This is a genomic window from Mycolicibacterium bacteremicum (assembly GCF_002086115.1).
GTDB classification, from domain to species: domain Bacteria; phylum Actinomycetota; class Actinomycetes; order Mycobacteriales; family Mycobacteriaceae; genus Mycobacterium; species Mycobacterium bacteremicum.
Genome location: NZ_MVHJ01000001.1, coordinates 287,280 through 311,051, shown reverse-complemented (window position 1 = coordinate 311,051; position 23,772 = coordinate 287,280). Strand labels below are relative to the sequence as shown.

The window sequence follows — 23,772 nt, the reverse complement described above, 5'->3', positions numbered from 1 at the left end:
CCGGCGCACCGGGACGCCCGCACTGAGCTCGCCGGCGGGGCAGCGGGGGCGGCACCGACACATCCACGGCACAGGGGACCTGAACGGTGGGAACGCCGAGCGCACTGCGGCTTTCGTGACGGCGCGGCACGGCGGCGCGAATCGGTCCCGGCGGAGCCGCCGAACCGACGGCGGAGCAGTACGGTGAAGACGTGAGCCGATCCCGCGACCAGGACGCCTGCCCCGGTGCCCTGCAGGTCCACCAGGCCGCCGACGGCGCACTGGCGCGGGTGCGCCTGCCCGGAGGGTTCCTCGGTGCCGAGGCGCTCGCGACGCTGGCGCATCTGGCCGCCGACTGCGGCAACGGCTCGTTGGAGCTCACCTCGCGCGGCAGCGTGCAGATCCGCGGTATCACCGACACCGGGCGGGTGGCCGATGCAGTGGCGGCCGCGGGCCTGCTGCCCTCCCCCGAGCACGAGCGGGTGCGCAACATCGTCTCGTCCCCGCTCTCGGGCCGCAGTGGTGGGCTCCGGGATGTGCGCGGGTGGGTCCACGACCTCGACACCGCACTGCAACGCGACCCCGGGCTGGCCCGGTTGCCCGGCCGGTTCTGGTTCTCCATCGACGACGGCCGTGGCGATGTCGCCGGGCTGCGCACCGACGTGGGCCTGCAGGTGACCGACGCCGGTGTCGCACTGCTGCTGGCCGGGGCCGACACCGGTGTGCGCCTGGCCCCCGAGCAGGCGGTACCCACCCTGGTGGAGATCGCGTCGCGCTTCCAGCTGTATCGCGGAAAGCGCTGGCGGGTCGAGGAACTCGACGACCCGGCGATCCTGGTGGCCGGCTATCCCGTCGACGTGCCCGCACCGCGGCGGTTGACGGTCACCGACACCGCCCGCGGGCCGGTCGGCTGGATCGAGCAGACCGGGGATGAGCAGCGCATCACCCTGGCCGCGGTGGTACCCCTCGGTGTGCTGCCGGCCCGCACCGCGGAGTTCCTGGCCGCTGTCGAGGCCCCGTTGGTGATCACCCCCTGGCGCTCGATCCTGGTATGTGACCTCGAGGAGGGGGTCGCCGACACCGCGCTGCGGGTGCTGGCCCCGCTGGGCCTGGTGTTCGACGAACACTCACCGTGGCTGACGATCAGCGCCTGCGCGGGCAGCCCGGGCTGTGAGCGGTCGATCACCGATGTACGTGCCGACGCGACGGCCGCGGCCACCGAGGCGGGGGGTGGGACCGCCGCCGAGGCCGCCGGGCACCGCCATTTCGTCGGCTGCGAGCGTGGCTGCGGTGCACCCCGGGGCGCCCAGGTGCTGGTGGCCTCCGCGGACGGATACCGACCGCGCCACACGTAGGGTATGCGGGTGCTCGAATACATCCGCGACGCCGCGGAGATCTACCGTGAATCGTTCGCGACCATCCGCGCCGAGGCCGACCTGGACCGGTTCCCCACCGATGTCGCCCGCGTCGTCGTCCGCCTGATCCACACCTGCGGTCAGACCGATGTCACCGAACACGTCGCCTTCACCCCCGACGTGGTGACCCGCGCCGCCGCGGCACTGGCAGCCGGCGCCCCGGTGCTGTGTGACTCGTCGATGGTGGCCGCCGGTATCACCCGCTCGCGGCTGCCTGCCGACAACGAGGTGATCTCACTGGTTGCCGACCCGCGCGCCCCCGAGGTCGCCGCCCGGCTCGGCAGCACCCGATCGGCGGCCGGCGTCGACATCTGGGCCGACCGTCTCGAGGGCGCGGTGTTGGCGATCGGCAACGCCCCGACCGCGCTGTTCCGGCTGCTCGAGCTGATCGACGAGGGTGCGCCCGTCCCGGCCGCGGTGCTCGGCGGACCGGTGGGCTTCGTCGGCTCCGCGCAGTCCAAGGACGAACTGATCGCCCGCCCCCGCGGCATCGCCTACCTGGTCGTGACCGGTCGCCGTGGCGGCAGCGCGATGGCCGCAGCAGCGGTGAATGCGATTGCGAGCGAACGCGAATGAGTGAGGCAAAAATGACGCCCGGGACCACCGGAGGGACGCTGTTCGGGGTCGGGCTCGGCCCCGGCGACCCGGAACTGGTGACGGTCAAGGCCGCCCGGGTGATCGGCGAGGCCGATGTGGTGGCGTATCACAGCGCCCGCCACGGTCGCAGTATCGCGCGCCGGATCGCCGAACCCTATCTGCGCGAGGGCCAGATCGAGGAGCACCTGGTCTACCCGGTGACCACCGAGACCACCGAGCATCCCGGCGGGTACGACGGCGCGATGGAGGATTTCTACGCCGCGTCGGCCGAACGCATCGCCGTACATCTGCGCGCCGGCCGCAACGTCGCCCTGCTCGCCGAGGGCGATCCGCTGTTCTACAGCTCCTATATGCACATGCACACCCGGCTGACGCAGCAGTTCCGCGCCGTCATCGTCCCCGGCGTGACCTCGGTGAGCGCGGCCGCCGCGGCGACCAGCACCCCGTTGGTGCAGGGCGACGAGGTGCTCACCATCCTGCCCGGGACGCTGCCCGCCGCCGAGCTCACCCGCCGCCTCGCCGACACCGACGCCGCGGTCGTCATGAAGCTGGGAAAGTCCTTTTCCGAAGTGCGAGAGGCGCTTTCGGAGACGCACCGATTGGACCGAGCGTTCTATGTGGAACGGGCCAGCACCGACCAGCAGCGGGTAATGGCCGCCGCGGACGTCGACGAGGACTCGGTACCGTACTTCTCCATCGTCATGCTGCCCGGTGCGGCGGCCGCCCCACGGCCGGGCGGCAGCGTGGCGGTGGTGGGTCTGGGACCCGGTGATCTGGACTGGATCACCCCGCAGGCGCGTCGCGAGCTGGCCGCCGCGACCGACCTCATCGGCTACTTCCCCTACCTGGACCGGGTCGGCGCCCGCACCGGGCAGACCCGGCACGCCAGCGACAACACCGACGAGCCGGCCCGGGCGCGGCTCGCGTGCGAGCTCGCCCGGCAGGGCCGCTCGGTCGTGGTGGTGTCCTCCGGTGACCCCGGCGTCTTCGCGATGGCGACCGCGGTGCTCGAGGAGGCCGTGCACTGGCCGGATGTGCCGGTGCGGGTGATCCCGGCCATGACGGCCGCCAACGCCGTGGCCAGCCGGGTCGGTGCGCCGCTGGGCCACGACTATGCGGTGATCTCGCTGTCGGACCGGCTCAAACCATGGGACATCATCGCCAAGCGGATCAGCGCCGCGGCCGCGGCGGATCTGGCGATCGCGATCTACAACCCGGCCTCGAAGACCAGGACCTGGCAGGTCGGCGCCATGCGCGAGTTGCTGCTCGAGCACCGGTCACCGGAGACCCCGGTGGTGATCGGGCGGGATGTGGCCGGGCCGAACGAGAGCGTCCGGGTGGTGACCCTCGGCGCGCTCGACCCCGGCGATGTCGACATGCGCTGCCTGCTGATCATCGGGTCGTCGCAGACCCAGGTGCACGGTGACGTGGTGTTCACCCCGCGCACCTACCCACACTGACGCCTGTCGAGAATCGTTGACACGCGTCAGTGTGAGGTTTACTGTCCGCACGTGATCCCGCGCACACCTGATGACGTGACGGCGCACTGGCTGACGGGCGTGCTGGGCACGCAGGTCGACGGTGTCGACATCATGCCGATCGGTACCGGACAGACCGGCGCGACCTATCGGCTGACCGTCGACTACGCCGGCCCGACAGACCTGCCCGGTACCTTCGCGATCAAGCTGCCGTCGCAGGACGACACCGTGCGCGATCGGGTCGCCATCGGCTACCGCTCCGAACACGCCTTCTACCGCCACGTGGCCGACCTGGTGCAGGTGCCCGTCCCACGCAGCTATCACTGCGAAATCGACGGGGATGGAGCCGAATTCGTGCTGCTGCTGGCCGATATGGCACCTGCGCAGCAGGGCGATCAGATTGCGGGCTGCTCCGCCGAGGAGGCCGCGCTGGGCGCCCGCGCGCTGGCCGGACTGCACGCACCCAGCTGGTGCGACACCGCGCTGACCGACTTCCCCGGTATCGCCATGCCCAAGCCGGACGCCGCGATGGCCGCCGGTATGGGTGAGGTCGCCAAGATCGCGACCGAGACCACCCTGGAACGCCTCGGCGACCGGATGACCGCCGACGACCGCGCCACCCTGGCGGCATCCATGGCGCTGGTGACCCCGTGGCTGCTCACCGAACCGAACCGGTTCGCCCTGCTGCACGGCGACTATCGGCTCGACAACATGCTCTTCGATCCGCAACGCACCACGGTGACGATCGTCGACTGGCAGACCCTCGGGGTCGGTCTGCCCGCGCGCGATCTCGCCTATTTCACCGGCACCAGCCTGGAACCCGCCGCCCGCGCGGCCGCCGAGCGCGATCTGGTGGCCGAATACCACGCGGGCCTGGTGCAGCTCGGCGTCGCCGACTATGACGTCGAGACCTGTTGGCGTGACTACTGTCTCGGCATGGTGCAGGCGCCGCTGATCATCGCCTTCGGCGTCGCCTTCGCGACGTCCACCGACCGCGGCGACGAGATGATGCTGGCCATGGCCGAGCGATCCTGCCGGGCGATCCGCGAGCTGGGCACCCTGGAACTGATCTAACCGCGGGCGCGCACCCAGTCGACCGCCGCGTCGACGGTATCCACGCACGCCACCCCGGCCGGTAACGGCGGACGGTCGACCATGATCACCGCGACACCCGCCCGCGCGGCGGCGTCGAGTTTCGCGCGGGTCATCGACCCGCCACTGTTCTTGGTGACCAGTGCGTCGATGTCGTTGTCGCGCAACAGCTCCAGCTCGCCGTCGACGTGATATGGGCCACGCGAGAGCACCATCCGGTACCGGGCGGGCAGCAGCTCGGGTTCGGGTGCGGTCACGGCGCGGATCAGGAACCAGGCGTCGACCTCGCGGAAGGCCGCGGTCCCCGACCGTCCGGTGGTGAGGAACACCCGCCGATATCCGTTGCGGGTGACGGTGTCCGCGGCCGCGGTGTCGGTCGGTACCACGATGGCGTCACCGGGCGGCCAGGCCGGGCGCGCCAGCACCACGTGAGGCAGGCCCACCCGTGCGGCGGCGCGTGCCGCGTTCGCAGTGATGGTGGCCGCGAAGGGATGGGTCGCATCGACGACGGCGGTGATGTCGTTGCCGGTCAACCAGTCGGCCAACCCATCGACGCCACCGAATCCGCCGATGCGCACCTCGCCGACCGGCAGCGCCGGATCGGGCACCCGGCCGGCCAGCGAGCTGATCACCGCGACCCCGGGGTGCAACCGCGCGGCCAATGCCCGCGCCTCGCCGGTACCGCCCAGCAACAGGATGCGCACTAGTGCCGGCTCCCGCGCCGGCGGCCCGTCGAATACAGGTAGCTGTCGGTGAATCCCTCGGCGGCCAGGACATCGCCGACGATGATCACCGCGGTCTTGGTGATGCCGGCGGCGCGTAGCTGGTCGGCCAGCTCACCGAGCGCGCAGCGCACCACCTGCTCGGCCGGCCAGCTGGCGTACGCCACCACCGCGCAGGGTGTTTCGGCGGTATAGCCGGCGCCCGGCCCGGTGAGATCGGCGACGATGGTGTCGGCCTGGGCGGCGGCCAGGTGCAGCACCAGGGTCGCCCCCGGCGCCGACAAGGCGGCCAATGATTCCCGCTCGGGCATCGCGGTCGACAGCGTCGCGACCCGGCTCAGCGTCACGGTCTGCGCCACACCGGGCACGGTCAGCTCGCGACCCAGCGCCGCCGCCGCGGCGGCGAACGCCGGGACGCCGGGGACCACCTCGTAACCGATCCCCAGCGCATCGAGGCGGCGACACTGTTCGGCGAGTGCGGAATACAGCGACGGATCGCCCGAATGCAGCCGCGCCACGTCGTGCCCGGCGGCATCGGCTGCGGCGATCTCATCGATGATCTGATCCAGGGTCAGCGGCCCGGTGTCGATCACCCGCGCACCGGCGGGGCACAACGCCAGCAGATCCTGGGGCATGATCGACCCGGCGTACAGGCAGACCGGGCTCTGGCTGAGCACCCGCTGGCCCCGGACGGTGATCAGGTCCGCCGCGCCGGGCCCGGCCCCGATGAAGTAGACGGTCACTGTTTCACCCACACCCACTGGGTCACCGGCAGCGTCGGACGCCACGCGGTGAAGCCACCGACCGCCCCGCCCTGGTAGTGCTGGAAGCGTCGCAATTCGCCACCTCTCTCCGAATACCACTGTGCCAAGAAGGCTTCCGATTCCACCGTGACGGCGTTGGCCACCAGCCTGCCACCTTCGGGCAGTCGGTCGACACAGGCCTGCAACAACCCGGGCTGGGTCACCCCGCCGCCGATGAACACCACCGCAGGCGCAGCCAGGTCGCCGAACGCCGCCGGCGCACCCGGCTGTACGTCGACCCGGACCCCGAACGCTTTGGCGTTGGCCGCGATCCGGTCACGTCGCTGCGCATCGCGCTCAAAGGCCACCGCCCGGCAGCCCGGCGCGCTGCGGCACCATTCCACCGCGACACTGCCCGAGCCGGAACCGACATCCCACAACACCTCGCCGGGGCGCGGTCCCAACGCGGCCAGGGTGACCGCCCGCACGGTCTGTTTGGTGATCTGCCCGTCATGGGCGAACGCCTCGTCGGGCAGGGCGTGCGCGCGGCGGTCATCAGGCAGGTACCGCACGGCGATGACGTTGAGATCGCGCACGGTCGAATCGAATTCGCGGGCGACCGCCGTCGTGATCCGCTCGTCGGGACCACCGAGATGCTCGAGCACGGTGAACTCGGACGCACCGCGGCCGGCGTCGGTCAGCGACCGGGCCAGGGAGGCCGCGGTGGTGCCGTCACGGCTGAGCACCACCGCCCGACCGCCGCGCCGCACCGCGGTGGACGGATCCGCGGTGACCAGGCTGATCACCTCGGTGTCGTGTACCGGCCAACCCAGCCGGGCGCAGGCCAGCGTCACCGACGACACGTGCGGTAACACCCGCACGGCATCGGCGCCGAACACCCGGATCAACGTGGCGCCGATACCGTGCAGCATCGGATCTCCCGACGCCACGACGTGGACGGTATCCAGTCCGTCGAACAGCGTCGGTAGCGCGTCCAGCAGCGGCGACGGCCAGGGCCGACGCTGCGCCGTGATCGTCGCGTCGAGCATGTCGAGTTGCCGGGGCGCACCGTAAATCACGGTGGCGCCTCGCAGTTCAGTGGCCGACGCGGGTGACAGCCCGGCCATGCCGTCCGCGCCGATACCGACGACGATGATCATTTGTCTTCTGTTCTTCGCGCAGGCGCTCATCGGTGTCCTTGGTTCTTCGCGCAGGCGCTCATCACCGCGGCAGCCTCCGCCAAATCGGGCCGGGCAAGATCCGGAACACCGCGGCGATCACCCCCACCTGCCAGGGCACCCACACGCTGCGGCGGCGGCCGTGGAGCGCACGCACCGTCGCATCGGCCACCTGCGCCGGGGTGCTGGAGAACGGTGCCGGTTCCATGCCCTCGGTCATCCGCCCGATCACGAACCCCGGCCGGACGACCAGCAGGTGCCGCCCAAATCCCGGAGCCAGTTGGGCAAAGCCGCTGCAGAAGCCGTCGAGGCCTGCTTTGGCTGAACCGTAGACATAGTTCGCTCGGCGTACCCGCACCCCGGCGATCGACGAGAACGTAACCATTCTCATGGGCCCCAAGCTCAACAGGGCGAGCAGCTCGGTGAGCAAACTGACCTGGGCCACGAAGTCGGTGTGCACGATCGCCACGGCATGCGCCGCATCCATTGCAGCGCGCTCCTGGTCGCCGAGCACGCCGAATGCCAACACAGCCGTGCCCCAGAGCGTGCCGTGTGCGCGAACAATCGACATGAGAACTTCGCGGTGTGAGGCGATGTCGTCGGCATCGAACTCTTGGACATGCACCTCCGACGCGCCGGCTGCCCGCACCGCGGCAATCTCGTCCACCAGCTCGTCGGCCCGGCGGGCGGCCAGCACCACCTTCCGCCCGGGCGCCAACCGCTTCGCCACCTCCACGCCGATCTCGCTGCGACCGCCGAATATGACGACGTAGCCCGTGTCCTCCATGGCAGTGATTATGTCCTGCGCTAGCGTGGACCCCGATGGGCAAGGCAACCACCCGACTGACCAATGACGCGCTGGCATTCCTGACCGAGCGTCATCTGGCCATGCTGACCACCCTGCGCGGTGACAACTCCCCGCATGTGGTCGCGGTCGGATTCACCTTCGACCCGACGACCCACCTGGCCCGGGTAATCACCACCGGCGGTTCGCAGAAGGCCGTCAACGCCAAGGAGCGCGGTGTGGCCGTGCTCAGCCAGGTCGACGGTGCGCGGTGGCTGTCGCTGGAGGGAACGGCCACCGTCAGCGGCGATCCCGACGATGTGCGCGATGCCGAATTGCGGTACGCGCAGCGGTATCGCACGCCGCGGGTCAATCCGCGCCGTGTCGTCATCACGGTGCGGATCGAGCGGGTGCTGGGCTCCTCGTCCCTGCTGGACCGCAGCGAGACCTGAGGCCTATACCGGCACCACGACCAGATCGTGCGGGCGGTTGTTCACCGACTCGGCGCCATCCTCGGTGACGATGACGATGTCCTCGATCCGGGCGCCCCACTGGCCGGCGAAATAGATTCCGGGCTCCACCGAGAACGCCATACCGGGCTCCAGCATGATGTCGTTGCCCGCCACGATGTAGGGCTCCTCGTGCACCGACAACCCGATGCCGTGCCCGGTGCGGTGCACGAACGCCTCTGCCAATCCCGCCGCGGCCAACACGTCGCGGGCGGCGGCGTCGACCGACTCGGCGCTGACCCCGGGACGCACCGCGGCCACCGCGTCGGCCTGCGCCCGCTGCAGCACTGCGTAGCGGCGGGCCACCTCGGCATCGGGTTCGCCCAGGCTGTAGGTGCGGGTGGAGTCGGAGTTGTAGCCGGGTGCATAGGGTCCGCCGATGTCGACGACGACGATATCGCCGGCGGCCAAGGTGCGGTCCGAGCATTCGTGGTGCGGGTCGGCGCCGTTGGGACCGGATCCCACGATGATGAACGCCACCTCCGAATGTCCCTCGGCGACAATTGCTTCGGCGATATCGGCAGCGACGTCGGCCTCGGTGCGGCCGGGCACCAGGAACTCGGGGACCCGGGCGTGCACCCGGTCGATCGCCGCGCCGGCCTTGCGCAGCGCGTCCACCTCGGCGGGATCCTTGATCATCCGCAACCGCCGCAACACATCGGTGGCCAGCACCGGCACCGTCCCCAACACGTCGGCCAGGGGCAGTAAGTGCAGCGCGGGCATCGAATCGGTGACCGCCGTCGCCGGCGAGCGGGTCCCCGGCCCGCCGATCGCCGCGGCCACCAGCGCGTAGGGATCTTCTCCGTCGACCCAATCCCGCACCGTCACACCGAGTTCGGGGACCGCGGACTCGCGCAACGCGGCCAGTTCCAGGCGCGGCACCACGACCGTCGGCGCCGACCCGTCGGCGGGTAGGACCAGCGCGGTCAGCCGTTCGAAGGTCTGCGCCCGGGACCCGACGAGATAGCGCAGGTCGTAGCCGGGCGTGATGATGAGCCCGGCCAGCCCGGCGGCGGCCGCCCCGGCGGCGGCTTCACGTAGGCGGTGGGCGTAGACATCGGTGCTGAAACGGGCGGTGTCCCCGGCGGTGGCCATACCCATAGGCTAGTGCGATGCCCGATTCCGGACCGCACCGCTCCGCCTCGCTCGCTCCCGGGGATCGCCCCGTCCTGCTGCTCGACGGCGCCAGCATGTGGTTCCGCTCGTTCTTCGGGGTGCCGTCCTCGATCACCGCCCCCGACGGCCGACCCGTCAATGCGCTGCGCGGATTCATCGACAACATCGCCGCGCTGGTGACCACGCACCGGCCGGGCCGGCTGGTGGTGTGCCTGGACCTGGACTGGCGCCCGCAGTGGCGGGTGGAGCGCATCCCCTCCTACAAGGCGCACCGCGTCGAAGAGGCGCTGCCCGACGGCACCCCCGACGTCGAGGAGGTCCCCGATGACCTCACCCCGCAGGTCGAGATGATCATGGCGATGCTGGACGCCTTCGGGATCGCCACCGCCGGCGCGCCCGGTTACGAGGCCGACGATGTGCTGGGCACCCTGGCCGCCGCCGAGCGACAGGACCCGGTGGTGGTGGTCAGCGGTGACCGGGACCTGCTGCAACTGGTCGGGGACGATCCGGTACCGGTGCGGGTGTTCTACATCGGCCGCGGGCTGGCCAAGGCGGTGCTCTTCGGCCCGGCCGAGGTCGCCGAGACCTACGCCGTCCCGGTCGAGCGCGCCGGCGCCGCCTACGCCGAGCTGGCACTGCTGCGCGGGGATCCCTCCGACGGGCTGCCCGGGGTCGCCGGGATCGGCGAGAAGACCGCGGCGACGCTGCTGGCCCAGCACGGTTCGCTGGACGCGATCGTCGCCGCGGCAGCCGATCCGTCATCGAGTGTGCCGACCGCACAACGGAAGAAGCTGCTGGCCGCACAGGACTACATCGTCGCCGCCGAGCCCGTGGTCCGGGTGGCACTCGATGCACCGGTCACGTTGTCGCGGCCCGCCGACACGTTGCCGCTGTCGGCGGCCGATCCGGCCCGCGTCGCGGCGCTGGCCGAGGAGTACGGCGTGATGTCCTCGATCGGTCGGTTGCAGAAGGCGCTCGACAAACTGCCCTGACACCGCGAGCGACCGCGTCTGCACGGCGACACGCGGTCGCATCGCGCAGTCCGCGGTCGCTCGCGGCGCAGATATTGCTACTTGGGTCGGCCGACCTCGTAGGTGCCGTTGTCGTCCTGGAAGGTCACGGTGACCTGACGCTTGGTGCCATCGATGCTGACCTGGCAGGTGAAGGTGTCGCCCTTACGCACCTCGGGGCTCACCCCGCCGTTGCAGTTGACATCCTTGACGTTCTTGGCACCGTAGCCGTTGGCCTCGTCGGTCAGGATCTGCTGCACACCGGTCTGCGCGGCGTCCACGTCCAGCGTGGTGGTCACGAAGAATCCGGGCTTCCAGAAACCGAGCACCAGCACCGCGATGACGATCACCAGCGCCAGCCCGCCGATGACGCTGCCGATGACGGCCAGCGACTTCTTGGAGCCCTCCTCGGCACCGGGCTGACCGTACGGCGAGTACTGCTGGGACGGGTCGTACTGTCCGGGCTGACCGTACTGTGGCTGCTGACCGTAGGGCTGGCCGGGTTGCTGGCCGTACTGCGGGTAACCCTGCGGCGCATAGCCGGTCGGCTGCTGGCCGTACTGGTCGTGCTGCGGGTACTGCTGCGGCTGACCGTAGGCGGGCTGACCGGGCTGCTGATACTGCGGGTACTGCGGCGCCTGGTAGGCCGGCGGCTGACCCCAGGCCGGGGTCTCCTGCGCGGGTTGCTCGGGGGTGGGAGGCGGTTGCCAGGCGGGCTGCTCACCGGGCGGCGGGGTGCCGCCGGACTGCGGCGGCTGACCCGACCACGCCTGCGTGGGGTCAGATCCCTGCGGTCCGCTCATCGTGTCTCCTTGATCCGGGTTCGTACTGGTCAACTAGACCCGCCGCCGCGGATCTACGCCGCCACACTACCCTGCATCAACTGCAACGACGCCCCGTCGAATGTCGTTGATGGTGCGTTTCGCCGTCGTCCGCAACGCCGGTGCCGGGGCCGCATTGCGAACCTGGTCGGCCAGATCGAGCACCTGACGGCACCACCGCACGAAATCGCCCGCGGACAGCGGGGATCCGTTCCCGTTCACATCGGAGGCGGCCAGCGAGGACGCCAGATCCCCGGTGGTGGCCCACTGGTGGATGGCGGCGACGAAACCGTCGTCGGGTTCGCGGCTGTGCGTGATGCGCTGGCGCTGTTCGTCACTACGGATGTCGGCCCACAACCGGCGGGTCGCCGCGAGCGCCTTGCGCACGTTGCCGGTGGGGATGTGCAGGCCCTGCGGGGCCGAACTGTCACCGCGGGATTCGAACTGCACCGCCGACAGCACACCGGCCAGTTCGGCGGGCCCGAGACCGTCCCACACCCCGCGGCGCAGGCATTCGGCGACCAAAAGGTCGCTCTCGCTGTAGATCCGGGCCAGCAGCCGACCGTCCTCGGTCACCTTGGGCGTGTCGCCCGAGCGGTCGACGAAACCACGTTCGCACAGCAGCACCAGAATTCGGTCGAAGGTGCGGGCCAGTGAGTTGGTGGCGGCGGCGACCTTCTGCCGGATCTGCTCGTTGTCGCGCTCGATGCGTAGATAGCGCTCGGCCAGCCGGACCTTGTCCTCACGGTCGCTCGCCGCGTGCACGGGGTGCCGGCGCAGTTGGTCGCGCAGCGTCACCAACTCGGGATCGACATCGGGTTCGCCGCGACCGGCCCGGTGCCGGCTCGGCACATCCAGCCCGGCCGCCGCCGACAGCAGTGCTGACGCCAGGTCACGGCGCACCCGCGGCTGACGATGTTCGACGCGCTTGGGCAGGTGCATCGAGCCCAGCGGCGCGGACCCGCCGGGGTAGTCCGCCGACGAGATGCGGCCCGCCCAGCGGTGTTCGGTGAGCACCAGCGGGCGCGGGTCCTCGCTGTCGCGCGCGGGTTCCAGCACGACGGCCAGCCCGCCGCGCCGCCCGTTGGTGATGTTGATGATGTCGCCGCGGCGCAGCGCGGTCAGCGCGTCGTCGGCGGCGCGACGCCGCTGCAGCCGGGATGCCCGCGACTGGGCGCGTTCGCGAGCGGAGATCGCCGCACGCAGGCGGGCGTACTCCAGCACCGCAGGTTCGGTCTTGCGGCCCGGCTGTGCCCCCATCTCGGCGGCCAGTTCGGTCAGCATCTTCTCGCCCCGGGACAGCCCGCGGACCAACCCGACCACCGAACGGTTGGCCTGATATTGGGCGAACGAGCGTTCCAGCAGCCGGCGCGCCTGCTCCGGGCCCATCTGCCCGATCAGGTTGATGGTCATGTTGTAGGACGGCGCGAACGAACTCTTCAACGGGAACGTGCGGGTGGACGCCAACCCGGCCACCTCCGCGGGCTCGGCGGCGGCGTCATCGGGGTGCCACAACACCACGGCGTGGCCCTCGACGTCGATCCCACGCCGGCCGGCCCGGCCGGTCAGCTGGGTGTACTCCCCCGGCGTCAGTGGCGCGTGCTGCTCGCCGTTGTACTTGACCAGGCGTTCCAGCACCACGGTGCGGGCCGGCATGTTGATGCCCAGGGCCAGTGTCTCGGTGGCGAAGACCGCCTTGGTCAGGCCGGCGGTGAACAACTCCTCCACGGTGTGCCGGAACACGGGCAGCATGCCCGCGTGGTGCGCGGCCAGCCCCCGCAGCAGGCCTTCCCGCCATTCGTAGTAGCCGAGCACCGCCAGATCGGAATCGGGCAGATCGGCGCACCGGCGGTCGATGATCTCGGCGATCCGGATGCGGTCCTCATCGGTGGTCAACCGCAGCGGTGAGCGCAGGCACTGCTTGACCGCGGCGTCGCAACCGGCCCGGGAGAACACGAAGGTGATCGCCGGTAGCAGCCCTTCGGCGTCCAGGGTCGCGATCACATCGGGTCGCGACGGCGGCCGGTTCAACGTCGGCCTGCCGTGCTGGCGGCCGCGGCCGCGGCCGCGCGGTGCGAAGTCCACGAGCCGGTCGGCTTCGCGGCGATGGGCGATATGGCGGATCAGATCCTGATCGACCAGCGTTCGGTCGCCGCCGCCGAACAGGTCGAACAACCGCTTGCCCACCATCATGTGCTGCGACAGCGGTACCGGTCGGTGCTCGTCGACGACCACCGTGGTGTCCCCGCGCACGGTCTGGATCCAGCCACCGAACTCCTCGGCGTTGCTCACGGTCGCAGACAGGCTGACCAGCCGGACCTCCTCTGGCAGGTGCAGGATCACCTCCTCCCACACCGCGCCGCGCATCCGGTCGGCCAGGAAGTGCACCTCGTCCATCACCACATGCGAAAGGCCCTGCAGTGCAGCGGAGTTGGCGTAGAGCATGTTGCGCAGCACCTCGGTGGTCATCACCACGACGGGCGCATCACCGTTGACGGACTGATCGCCGGTGAGCAGACCGATCTTCTCCGGGCCGTACCGGCGCACCAGGTCGGTGTGCTTCTGATTGCTCAGCGCCTTGATCGGGGTGGTGTAGAAGCACTTGCGACCGGCGGCCAGGGCGAGGTGGACGGCGAACTCGCCGACGACGGTCTTGCCCGCGCCGGTGGGGGCGCACACCAACACCCCGTGTCCGTTCTCCAGCGCGGCGCACGCCCGCACCTGGAAACCGTCGAGACCGAACTGCAGTTGGGCGGCGAAGTCGCGCAGCTGCGGTCCGAGGTCAGGTGGCGTCGTCATCGATCAACGTCTGCGAGGTCACCGGGGTGGGCGGGGCGATGGGCTCGGCCGCCGGGATGGGCGCGGCCTGGTCCTCCGGCACCTCGGCCAGGGCTTCGCGCTTGGCCTTGCGCTTGTCGTGGATCCTGGCGATCTGGATGGCGAACTCCAGCAGCAGGGTGAGCGCCAACGCCAGCGCCAGCATGGAGAACGGGTCCGAGCCGGGCGTGGCGAAGGCGGCGAACACGAACAGCGCGAAGATCAGCCCACGCCGCCACTCCTTGAGCTTCGCGTAGGGCAGCACGCCGATGACGTTGAGCATGATGATCAGCAGCGGGAACTCGAAGCTGATCCCGAACACCAGCAGCAGGTTGATCAGGAAGCCGAAGTACTGATCGCCGGACAGCGCGGTGACCTGGACGTCGCTGCCCACGGTCAACAGGAAGCTCAGCGCTGTCGAGAGCACCACGTAGGCCAGCACTGCGCCACCGATGAACAGCACCGCGCCGACCGCCACGAAAGCGATACCGAAGCGGCGTTCCTTGGCGTACAGGCCCGGGGTGATGAACGCCCACAGCTGATAGAGCCACACCGGGCAGGCCAGCACGATGCCGGCGGTCAGCGCGACCTTCAACCGCAACATGAACTGGTCGAAGGGACCCGTGGCGAGCAGCCGGCACTGCCCGTCCGGGGCGATGGTGGCGCGCGCCGACTCGGGTAACGAGCAGTACGGCCCGCGCAGCCATTCGCCCAGGCTGTGGAAGCCCAGAATCCCGTGGGTGTACCAGATGAACCCGAGGATGGTGGTCAGCAGCACGGCGGCCACCGCGATGAGCAACCGGTTGCGCAGTTCGGCCAGATGGTCGACAAGCGACATCGTGCCGTCGGGGTTGGCCTGCGCGCGGCGTCGCAGCTTCTTGAAGATTCCGGGGGTCTGCACGGGCAGCCTTAACGTCGTTGCAGGCGATGGCGAATGCGTCCCACCGACGCGGCGTCACGCCGCGAGGATGGGACGGACTTTGCGGCTGTCTAGGCCGTTCGCTTGTCCGACTGTTCGGGCGTATCGACCCGCTCCGAGCTGACCGGCGTGGCCGGTGCGGTGCCCTCGGTCAGCGGCGTGCTCGGCTTGTCGTTGCCGTCGGCCTGCATCTCCTTGATCTCGGACTTGAAGATGCGCATCGACTTGCCCAGCGAACGCGCCGCGTCCGGGAGCTTCTTGGCACCGAAGAGCAGGATGAACGCCGCGATGACGATCAGCCAGTGCCAGGGTTGAAGACCACCCAATTCAAACACCTCCAGAGATTGTCACCGAGTCTACTCGTCTTCATAAGCACGGACCGCCGCTGCGGCCGTGTGGCGCACCTTGTCGGCCAACTGCTGCGGTTCCAACACCCGCACGGCCGACCCGAAACCCAGCACGAAGCGTGCCATCCACTCGTCAGAAGCGTAGGTCATGGCCGCTTCGCACGCACCGTCGGGAAGCTCGGTGAGCACCCGCAGCGGGTAATAGTCGAACATCCAGCTCGCGGTCCGATCGATGAGCAGGGTGGCCGACGGCAGCGCGGGATCGGCGTCGAAGAGCGCGGTGTCGGGCTCGGCCTGAACCGCCGGCGCCGGCGGGGCCGACGGTTCGTCGAGTACCTGCGCGGAGACGATGCGGTCGAACCGGAACAATCGCACACCCTCGGCGCTGCGGCACCAGGCTTCTAGATAGCTGCGATCGCTGATGAGCACCACGCGGATCGGGTCGACCACCCGGCTGGACACGGTGTCATGGGAGGCCGAGTGGTACTCCAGTGCCAATGCCCGACCGGTGCGGGTGGCGTCGCGAACCGCCGATGCGGTGGCGCTCTCGGGTTCGTCGACGACGATGGGGGTCCGCGCGCCTGCCGTGCCCGCCGCGGATTCGATCTTCGCGATGGCGCTGCGCGCGGCCTGTGGGTCGACCATGCCCGGCACGTCGAGCAGGGCACGCAAGGCCACCAGCACCCCGGTCGCCTCCGGGGAGGTCAGCCGCAATGGGTGGTCGACGCCGGCTGCGAAGGTGACCTCGATCGTGTCACCGGTGAAGTCGAAGTCGATCAGGTCGCCGGGGCCGTAGCCGGGCAAACCGCACAGCCAGAGCTGCTCCAGATCGGCGTCGAGTTGCTTGCGGGTCACCCCGAGGGCGGCGGCGGCCTCGTCACGGGTCACCCGCGGGTTGGCCTTGAAGTACGGGACCATGTTCAGCAACCGCACCAGTCGGGTCGACACCTGGGTGGTGCTCATCGGCGGTCCGCCTTCGGCTGCTCGGCGGCACCGGCGTGGGCGCGCAACCGGGCCAGCACGTCCTCGCGCAATTGCGGCGGGTCCAGCGCCACGGCATCGGGGCCGTAGCTCGCGACCTCGCGCGCCAGTCGGTCGTACATGCCGATGTCGACGGTGATCTCCTCTCCTGCCCGTCCCTGCCAGGTCAGCGGCCGGGCCGAGGCGGCCTGCCTGCGCAGCGCGGTCGCCCGGCCCTGGGCGATCCACACCCTGGCCTTCTCGCCGGTCGGCACGTCGGCGACCACCTGCGCGACGATCGCCCGCAGGTTCACCCCGTCCGGGACAGTCACCGCCCCGGCCGGTCCGATCGCCTTGGCGCCGGGCCCGATCCGGGACAACCGGAAGGTGCGGGTGTCGTCGCGGTCCCGGTCGTGGCCCACGACGTACCAGCGGCCGCGGTGCGTCACCACACCCCACGGTTCCAGGGTGCGGGTCCGGTACGGGTCGTTGCGGGTCTGGCGGTGCTCGAACTGCACCACCCGGCCCGAGTTCGTCGCCGCCAGCAGCACTCCGAGCGCCTCCTCGGAGCCACGCAGCCCGGGCAGCGTCGCGGTCGAACTGATCGCCACCCCGACGTCCTCGGAGTCCACGTCCACCCCGGCGGCGCGCAACTTCAGCAGCGCGCTCTGGGTGGCAGTGACCAGCTCGGGTGACTGCCACAGCTGGGTCGCCACGGCCACCGCCGCGGATTCCTCGGGGTTCAGCTCGACCGGCGGCAGAGCGTAGGCGGCCCGGTTGATCCGATAGCCCTCGGTGGCGTCGAAGGAGGAGACCTTCCCGGTCTCCAGCGGGATGCCCAGGTCGCGGAGTTCGTTCTTGTCGCGCTCGAACATCCGGGAGAACGCCTCGTCGGACGGGCTGTCGGAGTACCCGGCCACGTTCTTGCGGATCTTCTCCGCCGTCAGATACGAACTGGTGGCCAGCAGCGCGATCACCAGATTCATCAGTCTTTCGACCTTTGACGTCGCCACCTGAAGCAGCTTAGGGGGTGCGGGCCGCGCCGACCGTGCGCGACCTGCCCATCACATGCTGGCGATGAGCCGCTTGACCCGCTCGTCGACCGACCGGAACGGGTCTTTGCACAGCACGGTGCGCTGCGCCTGGTCGTTGAGCTTGAGGTGCACCCAGTCGACCGTGAAGTCACGGCCCGCTTCCTGTGCGGCGCTGATGAATTCGCCGCGCAGCTTGGCCCGAGTGGTCTGCGGCGGGGTGTTGACCGCCGCCTCGATCTCCTCGTCGGTGGTGATGCGCGCCGCCAGACCCTTGCGCTGCAGCAGGTCGAACACGCCGCGGCCGCGCTTGATGTCGTGGTAGGCCAGGTCGAGCTGGGCGATCTTGGGATCGGACAGCTCCATGTCGTAGCGGTCCTGATACCGCTGGAACAGCTTGCGCTTGATCACCCAGTCGATCTCGGTGTCCACCTTGGCGAAGTCCTGACTCTCCACGGCGTCGAGCTGGCGCCCCCACAGATCGACGACCTGCTCGATCTGGGTGTTCGGTTCGCGGGTCTGCAGGTACTCCACCGCGCGCCCGTAGTACTCCCGCTGGATGTCCAGCGCGCTGGCCTGGCGACCGCCGGCCAGCCGTACCGGCCGGCGTCCGGTCAGGTCGTGGCTGACCTCCCGGATGGCCCGGATCGGATTGTCCAGGGAGAAGTCCCGGAACGCCACGCCGGCCTCGATCATCTCCAGCACCAGCGACGCGGTACCGACCTTGAGCATGGTGGTGGCTTCGCTCATGTTCGAGTCACCGACGATGACGTGCAGCCGGCGGTACTTCTCGGCATCGGCGTGCGGTTCGTCGCGGGTGTTGATGATCGGACGTGATCGGGTGGTGGCGCTGGAGACGCCCTCCCAGATGTGCTCGGCGCGCTGGGACAGGCAGAACGTCGCCGACTTGGGGGTCTGCAGCACCTTGCCGGCACCGCAGATCAACTGCCGGGTGACCAGGAAGGGCAGCAGCACATCGGAGATGCGGGAGAATTCGCCGGCCCGCACGATGAGGTAGTTCTCGTGGCAACCGTAGGAGTTGCCGGCCGAGTCGGTGTTGTTCTTGAACAGGTAGATGTCACCGCCGATGCCCTCGTCGGCCAGTCGCTGCTCGGCGTCGATCAGCAGATCCTCCAGGACCCGCTCACCGGCGCGGTCGTGGGTGACCAGCTGATGCAGGTTGTCGCACTCGGCGGTGGCGTACTCCGGGTGCGACCCCACATCGAGGTACAACCGGGCACCGTTGCGGAGGAAGACGTTGGAGCTGCGGCCCCAGGACACGACCCGCCGGAACAGATAGCGGGCAACCTCGTCGGGACTGAGCCGGCGGTGACCATGGAACGTGCAGGTCACGCCGAATTCGGTTTCGATTCCCATGATCCGTCGCTGCACACAGTCGAGCTTACGGGGTGGGTCTCGGTATCGGTGGGCAAGCCCGCCAGCGGTTCGCTTTTCGGGTCGGTGATCACCGACCGGCGCCCAGCTTCCCACGGGGTCGGTTTGCCGGCACAGGCGCCCCGCGCACCGACGCAGGCGGGTGGGGCGCCTACTCGGCGGTGGGCTGTTCGGTGGCCGTCTGCACGTCGGCCGCCGGGACCAGCGCTTCCAGTGCGGCGCCGGTGATCCGGCGGAACGCCCGGCGTGGCCGGTTGGCGTCCAGGATCGCGACCTCCATGGTCGACGGTTCCAGCACGCGCGGCTCGCTGCCGTTGCCGCCGGCCCGCAGCGCGTTCACCGCGATCTTCACCGCGTCGGCCAGGGTGGCGTTCTCGGTATAGGACTCCCCCAGCGCCGTGGCGATGGGTTCGGTGGTGCCGCCCATCACCACGAAATGCGGCTCGTCGGCGATCGAACCGTCATAGGTGATGCGGTACAGCTCAGGGGCTTTCGTCTCACCGTGATGCGCCACCTCGGCCACGCAGAGCTCCACCTCGAACGGTTTGGCCTGCTCGGTGAAGATGGTGCCCAGCGCCTGGGCGTACACGTTGGCCAGCTGCCGGCCGGTCACATCCCGGCGGTCATAGGCGTAGCCCCGGGTGTCGGCGAACTGGATGCCGGCCACCCTCAGCTTGTCGAACTCGTTGAACCGGCCCACCGCGGCGAAACCCACGCGGTCGTAGAGCTCGCTGACCTTCTGCAGCGATCGCGACGGATTCTCGGCGACGAACAACACGCCGCTGTCATAGGTCAGCACGACGACGCTGCGTCCGCGCGAAATACCCTTACGCGCAAGCTCGGAGCGCTCACGCATCGCCTGTTCGGGCGAGATGAAATAGGGAAAACTCATCAGCCGTTACCGTCCGCACGCGTCCGTTTCTCGATGACCTGTCTGGCCAGATCGGCGATCCGGGCCTCGGTCACTTCCTCCGCTCCCTCCGGGCCGATCAGCACCGCGGTCGGGTAGATACCGCGCACCAGATCCGGACCACCGGTCGCCGAGTCGTCGTCGGCGGCGTCATAGAGCGCCTCGATACCGGCGCTCAGCGCCGTGTCGGCGTCGGTGACCTGGGGATAGAGCTTCTTGATCGAGGACTTCGCGAACAGTGAGCCCGAGCCCACCGCCTGGTAGCCCTCCTCCTCGATGTTCCAGCCGCCGGCGGCGTCGAAGGACACGATGCGACCGGCGTTGCGCTGGTCGGCGTCATCGATGTCGAACGCGACCAACAGCGGCAACGCCACGAAACCCTGCAGTGCCGCACCGAGATTGCCGCGCACCATGGTGGCCAGCCGGTTCACCTTGCCGCGGAACGTCAGCGGTACGCCCTCGACCTTCTCGTAGTGCTCCAGCTCGACGGCGTACAGGCGGGCGAACTCGACGGCGATCGCCGCCGTCCCGGCGATGCCGGTGGCTGCGTAATCGTCGGCGATGTGCACCTTCTGGACATCGCGACTGGCGATCATGTGCCCCTGGGTGGCCCGTCGGTCGCCGGCGATCAGCACACCGCCCGGGAATTTCAGGGCCACGATCGTCGTGCCATGCGGCAGATCTGCGCCCGGGCCGGCCACGTCGCGGCCGTTCGGAAGCAGCTGGGGCGCCTGCCGACTCAGGAAATCCGAGAAGGACGACAGATTCAGGTGCGGTGAGGTGATGTCGAGACTGGTGGGGACCGGCTTATTCGACCAAGCCGTCACTGGCCACCCTTTTGGACGTAGGCGCGCACGAAGTCCTCGGCGTTCTCCTCCAGGACATCGTCAATCTCGTCGAGCAGATCGTCGGTCTCCTCGGCCAGCTTCTCGCGGCGCTCCTGGCCGGCTGCCGAAGCGCCGGGGACGTCGTCGTCCTCACCGCCGCCTCCGCCACGCTTGGTCTGCTCCTGAGCCATCGCTGCCTCCTGATTGCTCTGTCCGGTTCTTTCACATTACCGGTCGACGCCGGTAAAGCTGGGCATAGCCAGACTTAGGTGGTGAGCTGCTCGACCAGTTCGACGGCACTGTCCACCGAATCCAGCAGCGCACCGACGTGTGCCTTGCTACCCCGCAGTGGCTCCAACGTCGGAATCCGGACGAGCGAATCCCCGCCCAGATCGAAGATCACCGAGTCCCAGCTCGCCGCGGCGATATCGGCGCCGAACCGACGCAGACACTCGCCGCGGAAGTACGCCCTGGTGTCGGTCGGCGGGTTGTCGACGGCGTCGAGCACCTGCTGTTCGGTGACCAGGCGCTGCATCGAGCCGCGCGCGACCAGCCGGTTGTAGAGGCCCTTGTCCAGCCGCACATCCGAGTACTGCAGATCCACCAGGTGCAGCCGCGGCGCCGACCAGGACAGATTCTCGCGGTTGCGGAAACCCTCCAGCAGCCGCAGCTTGGCCGGCCAGTCCAGGATCTCGGCGCACTCCATCGGATCGCGCTCCAGCAGGTCCAGCACGTGCGCCCAGGTCTCGATGACGTGGGCGGCCCGCGGGTCCGGATCGCGGGCGTCGACGAGCTTGGCCACCCGGTCCAGGTAGATCCGTTGCAGCGCAAGCGCGGTCAGCTCACGGCCGTCGGCCAGTGCGACGGTGGCCCGCAGCGATGGATCCCGGCTGATGACGTGCACCGCGTGTACCGGGCGGGCCAGCGCCAGATCCGAGAGGTCGATACCGTGCGCGGGCCCCTCCTCGATGAGGTCGAGGACCAGCGAGCTGGCACCGACCTTCAGATAGGTCGAGGTCTCGGCCAGATTGGCATCGCCGATGATGACGTGCAGCCTGCGGTACTTGTCGGCATCGGCATGCGGCTCGTCGCGGGTGTTGATGATGCCGCGCTTGAGGGTGGTCTCCAGGCCGACCTCGACCTCGATGTAGTCGGCGCGCTGCGAGAGCTGGAAACCGGGCTCGTCCCCGGACGGTCCGATACCGACGCGACCCGAGCCGGTGACCACCTGCCGGGACACCAGGAACGGGGTGAACCCGGCGATCACCGACGAGAACGGGGTCTGCCGCGACATCAGGTAGTTCTCGTGGGTGCCATAGGACGCACCCTTGCCGTCGACGTTGTTCTTGTAGAGCTGCAGTTTCACCGCACCGGGCACGCTGGCCACGTGCCGCGCCGCGGCCTCCATGACCCGTTCGCCGGCCTTGTCCCAGATAACCGCGTCCATCGGATCGGTGACCTCCGGAGCGGAGTACTCCGGGTGGGCGTGGTCGACATAGAGCCGGGCGCCGTTGGTCAGGATCATGTTGGCCGCGCCGACCTCGTCGGCGTCGACGATGGGAGCCGGGCCGGTCCCGCGGGACAGGTCGAATCCGCGCGCGTCGCGCAGTGGCGACTCCACCTCGTAATCCCACCGGGTGCGCTTGGCCCGCTGCAGTCCGGCGGCCGCCGCGTAGGCCAGCACGGCCTGCGTGGAGGTCAGGATCGGATTGGCCGTGGGGTCCGACGGCGAGGAGATGCCGTACTCGACCTCGGTCCCGATGATCCGTTGCATGAGTGAAGCCTAGGCGACGTGCCGGGACGCCGAGGCGGCACGTCTATCGCCGCACCGGGTCGGTGGCCGTGCGCGCCGCCAGGTGCTCGGGTCGGATGGCCTTGGCGGCGTACGGCGCGGTGAGCTGGTTGTCCACCGAGTTGAATACCAGGAAGATGTTCGAGCGCGGCAGTGGGGTGATGTTGGACCCCGAGCCGTGCAGCAGGTTGCAGTCGAACCACAGCGCGCTGCCGGCGGCGCCGGTGAACTGGTCGATCCCGTGCCGGTCGACGGCCTTGGTGAGGGTGTCCTCGTCGGGCACCCCGAACTGCTGGGCCACCAGTGATTCCCGGTGGTGATCATCGGGGGTGGCGCCGACGCACGGATAGAACGTCCGGTGCGATCCGGGGATGACCATCAGCGACCCGTTGTAGGGGTAGTTGTGGGTCAGTGCGATCGAGCAGGAGACCGCACGCATCCGCGGCATGCCGTCCTCGGCATGCCAGGTCTCGAAATCGGAGTGCCAGTAGAAACCGGACCCGGTGAAGCCCGGCATCAGATTAATCCGCGCCTGGTGGATGTAGACGTCACCGCCGAGCAGCTGCTGGGCCACCGGCAGCACGGTGTCCATCCGCACCACATCGGCGACCAATCCGCTGAGCAGGTGCGGCTGGAAGATCGACCGGATGGTGCCGCGCGGCTCGCGGATGACACGTGGGTCATCGGTAGCCAGTTCGGCTGCGAGCCGGTCGATCTCGGTGCGCAGCGATGGCAGCGTGTCGTCGCCGACGGTACCGGGCCGGCTCAGGTGGCCGTCGTCGGCGAACCGGTCGAGATCGGCGGCGCCCAGCGGGCCGTCCGAGGTCTCCTCGCACCACACCGTCGGCTCCCAGCGCTCGACAGGCGTGACGGCATGGTTCAACCGGCTCGGGTAGGGATCGTGCAGGCGTTGCAGGACCGCGGAACTCATGCAGACGCGACCTCCTGCGGCGCCGGGTATGCGCCGGTTTCGTCGTGCACCTCGGTGCCGGTCACCGGCGGGTTGAACACGCACAGCATCCGCAGCTGCCGGCTACAGGTGACGCGGTGACGCTCGTGGCCGTCGAGCAGGTACATGGTGCCGGGTTCGAGGTCATGCTGCTCGCCGGTCTCCAGATTGGTCAGGGTGCCGGCACCCTCGACCACCCAGACCGCTTCGACGTGATGCTGGTAGTGGAATTCGCTGACCGAATCGGATTCGATGACGGTCTCGTGGAAGGAGAATCCGACGCCGTCGCCGGCCAGGATGATGCGCTTGGAGCGCCAGGCGCCGGCTGCCACGTCACGTTCGGTGCCGGTGATCTCGGTGGTGGTACGGACGATCATGAAA

The 23,772-nt window shown here is 69.5% G+C and carries 24 protein-coding genes; 6 read left to right on the top strand and 18 right to left on the bottom strand.

Annotated features, from left to right (window positions below):
• Window positions 1-191: 191 nt before the first annotated feature.
• From cobG to BST17_RS01410, 4 genes are read left to right on the top strand one after another with little or no spacing between them, the layout of a single operon-like run.
• A complete protein-coding gene (gene cobG, locus BST17_RS01425; RefSeq protein WP_083054826.1) occupies window positions 192-1,334 on the top strand; it encodes a precorrin-3B synthase in 1,143 nt (380 codons plus the stop codon).
• Between the two features lie 9 nt (window positions 1,335-1,343).
• Entirely contained in the window at window positions 1,344-1,970 is a 627-nt protein-coding gene (locus BST17_RS01420; RefSeq protein WP_083055269.1) for a precorrin-8X methylmutase, read from the top strand.
• On the top strand, window positions 1,967-3,451 hold the full coding sequence (locus BST17_RS01415) for a precorrin-2 C(20)-methyltransferase (RefSeq protein ID WP_234807492.1): 1,485 nt from the start codon (window positions 1,967-1,969) through the stop codon (window positions 3,449-3,451). The genes BST17_RS01420 and BST17_RS01415 overlap by 4 nt, the downstream gene beginning before the upstream one ends.
• A 51-nt stretch (window positions 3,452-3,502) precedes the next feature.
• Window positions 3,503-4,543 (top strand): phosphotransferase family protein, encoded by a 1,041-nt coding sequence (locus tag BST17_RS01410; protein WP_234807491.1) that lies wholly within the window; start codon window positions 3,503-3,505, stop codon window positions 4,541-4,543.
• Here BST17_RS01410 and BST17_RS01405 read toward each other — a convergent pair.
• From BST17_RS01405 to BST17_RS01390, 4 genes are all read right to left on the bottom strand, one after another.
• Complete coding sequence (locus BST17_RS01405) at window positions 4,540-5,265, bottom strand: cobalt-precorrin-6A reductase (protein WP_083054822.1); 726 nt, start codon at window positions 5,263-5,265, stop codon at window positions 4,540-4,542. The two genes, BST17_RS01410 and BST17_RS01405, sit on opposite strands and share 4 nt — an antisense overlap.
• Complete coding sequence (cobM, locus tag BST17_RS01400) at window positions 5,265-6,026, bottom strand: precorrin-4 C(11)-methyltransferase (RefSeq protein ID WP_083054820.1); 762 nt, start codon at window positions 6,024-6,026, stop codon at window positions 5,265-5,267. The genes BST17_RS01405 and cobM overlap by 1 nt, the downstream gene beginning before the upstream one ends.
• The gene (cbiE, locus tag BST17_RS01395) at window positions 6,023-7,186 is read right to left on the bottom strand and encodes a precorrin-6y C5,15-methyltransferase (decarboxylating) subunit CbiE (RefSeq protein ID WP_083054818.1); all 1,164 of its coding nucleotides are present in this window, start codon (window positions 7,184-7,186) and stop codon (window positions 6,023-6,025) included. Before cbiE ends, cobM begins: the two co-directional genes overlap by 4 nt.
• 61 nt (window positions 7,187-7,247) lie before the next feature.
• Window positions 7,248-7,991, bottom strand: coding sequence for an SDR family NAD(P)-dependent oxidoreductase (locus BST17_RS01390; protein WP_083054816.1), 744 nt, complete (start codon window positions 7,989-7,991; stop codon window positions 7,248-7,250).
• Between the two features lie 35 nt (window positions 7,992-8,026).
• Here BST17_RS01390 and BST17_RS01385 point away from each other — a divergent pair, with 35 nt between their 5' ends.
• A complete protein-coding gene (locus BST17_RS01385) occupies window positions 8,027-8,440 on the top strand; it encodes a F420-dependent biliverdin reductase (protein ID WP_083054814.1) in 414 nt (137 codons plus the stop codon).
• Between the two features lie 3 nt (window positions 8,441-8,443).
• Here BST17_RS01385 and BST17_RS01380 read toward each other — a convergent pair whose 3' ends face one another.
• Window positions 8,444-9,598, bottom strand: a complete 1,155-nt coding sequence (locus BST17_RS01380; protein ID WP_207573545.1) for a M24 family metallopeptidase — start codon at window positions 9,596-9,598, stop codon at window positions 8,444-8,446.
• A gap of 11 nt (window positions 9,599-9,609) precedes the next feature.
• On the opposite strand from BST17_RS01380, the gene BST17_RS01375 reads away from it, so the two are divergent.
• Window positions 9,610-10,605 (top strand): 5'-3' exonuclease, encoded by a 996-nt coding sequence (locus BST17_RS01375; protein WP_083054812.1) that lies wholly within the window; start codon window positions 9,610-9,612, stop codon window positions 10,603-10,605.
• A gap of 77 nt (window positions 10,606-10,682) precedes the next feature.
• On the opposite strand, the gene BST17_RS01370 is transcribed toward BST17_RS01375, so the two are convergent.
• The 13 genes from BST17_RS01370 to BST17_RS01310 all read right to left on the bottom strand — a co-directional run bounded on the left by BST17_RS01370 (window position 10,683) and on the right by BST17_RS01310 (window position 23,768).
• Window positions 10,683-11,426 (bottom strand): DUF4333 domain-containing protein, encoded by a 744-nt coding sequence (locus BST17_RS01370; RefSeq protein ID WP_083054810.1) that lies wholly within the window; start codon window positions 11,424-11,426, stop codon window positions 10,683-10,685.
• Between the two features lie 66 nt (window positions 11,427-11,492).
• Window positions 11,493-14,243 (bottom strand): DEAD/DEAH box helicase, encoded by a 2,751-nt coding sequence (locus tag BST17_RS01365; RefSeq protein WP_083054808.1) that lies wholly within the window; start codon window positions 14,241-14,243, stop codon window positions 11,493-11,495.
• Window positions 14,227-15,162, bottom strand: coding sequence for a twin-arginine translocase subunit TatC (gene tatC / locus BST17_RS01360; protein ID WP_083054806.1), 936 nt, complete (start codon window positions 15,160-15,162; stop codon window positions 14,227-14,229). Before tatC ends, BST17_RS01365 begins: the two co-directional genes overlap by 17 nt.
• An 89-nt stretch (window positions 15,163-15,251) precedes the next feature.
• Complete coding sequence (gene tatA, locus BST17_RS01355) at window positions 15,252-15,506, bottom strand: Sec-independent protein translocase subunit TatA (protein WP_083054803.1); 255 nt, start codon at window positions 15,504-15,506, stop codon at window positions 15,252-15,254.
• Window positions 15,507-15,536: 30 nt separating this feature from the next.
• The gene (locus BST17_RS01350) at window positions 15,537-16,490 is read right to left on the bottom strand and encodes a helix-turn-helix transcriptional regulator (protein ID WP_083054801.1); all 954 of its coding nucleotides are present in this window, start codon (window positions 16,488-16,490) and stop codon (window positions 15,537-15,539) included.
• Entirely contained in the window at window positions 16,487-17,500 is a 1,014-nt protein-coding gene (locus BST17_RS01345; protein WP_083054799.1) for a helix-turn-helix transcriptional regulator, read from the bottom strand. Before BST17_RS01345 ends, BST17_RS01350 begins: the two co-directional genes overlap by 4 nt.
• Window positions 17,501-17,551: 51 nt before the next feature.
• Entirely contained in the window at window positions 17,552-18,910 is a 1,359-nt protein-coding gene (pafA, locus tag BST17_RS01340) for a Pup--protein ligase (RefSeq protein WP_109749944.1), read from the bottom strand.
• A gap of 154 nt (window positions 18,911-19,064) precedes the next feature.
• Window positions 19,065-19,805: a proteasome subunit alpha gene (gene prcA, locus BST17_RS01335; protein ID WP_083054798.1), complete on the bottom strand. Its 741-nt coding sequence runs from the start codon at window positions 19,803-19,805 to the stop codon at window positions 19,065-19,067.
• Window positions 19,805-20,650, bottom strand: coding sequence for a proteasome subunit beta (gene prcB / locus BST17_RS01330; RefSeq protein ID WP_083054796.1), 846 nt, complete (start codon window positions 20,648-20,650; stop codon window positions 19,805-19,807). Before prcB ends, prcA begins: the two co-directional genes overlap by 1 nt.
• Complete coding sequence (locus BST17_RS01325) at window positions 20,647-20,841, bottom strand: ubiquitin-like protein Pup (RefSeq protein WP_083054794.1); 195 nt, start codon at window positions 20,839-20,841, stop codon at window positions 20,647-20,649. The genes prcB and BST17_RS01325 overlap by 4 nt, the downstream gene beginning before the upstream one ends.
• Before the next feature lie 74 nt (window positions 20,842-20,915).
• On the bottom strand, window positions 20,916-22,424 hold the full coding sequence (dop, locus tag BST17_RS01320; protein WP_083054792.1) for a depupylase/deamidase Dop: 1,509 nt from the start codon (window positions 22,422-22,424) through the stop codon (window positions 20,916-20,918).
• 43 nt (window positions 22,425-22,467) lie between these two features.
• Entirely contained in the window at window positions 22,468-23,373 is a 906-nt protein-coding gene (thpD, locus tag BST17_RS01315) for an ectoine hydroxylase (RefSeq protein WP_083054790.1), read from the bottom strand.
• Window positions 23,370-23,768: an ectoine synthase gene (locus tag BST17_RS01310; protein WP_083054788.1), complete on the bottom strand. Its 399-nt coding sequence runs from the start codon at window positions 23,766-23,768 to the stop codon at window positions 23,370-23,372. The genes thpD and BST17_RS01310 overlap by 4 nt, the downstream gene beginning before the upstream one ends.
• Window positions 23,769-23,772 lie beyond the last annotated feature (4 nt).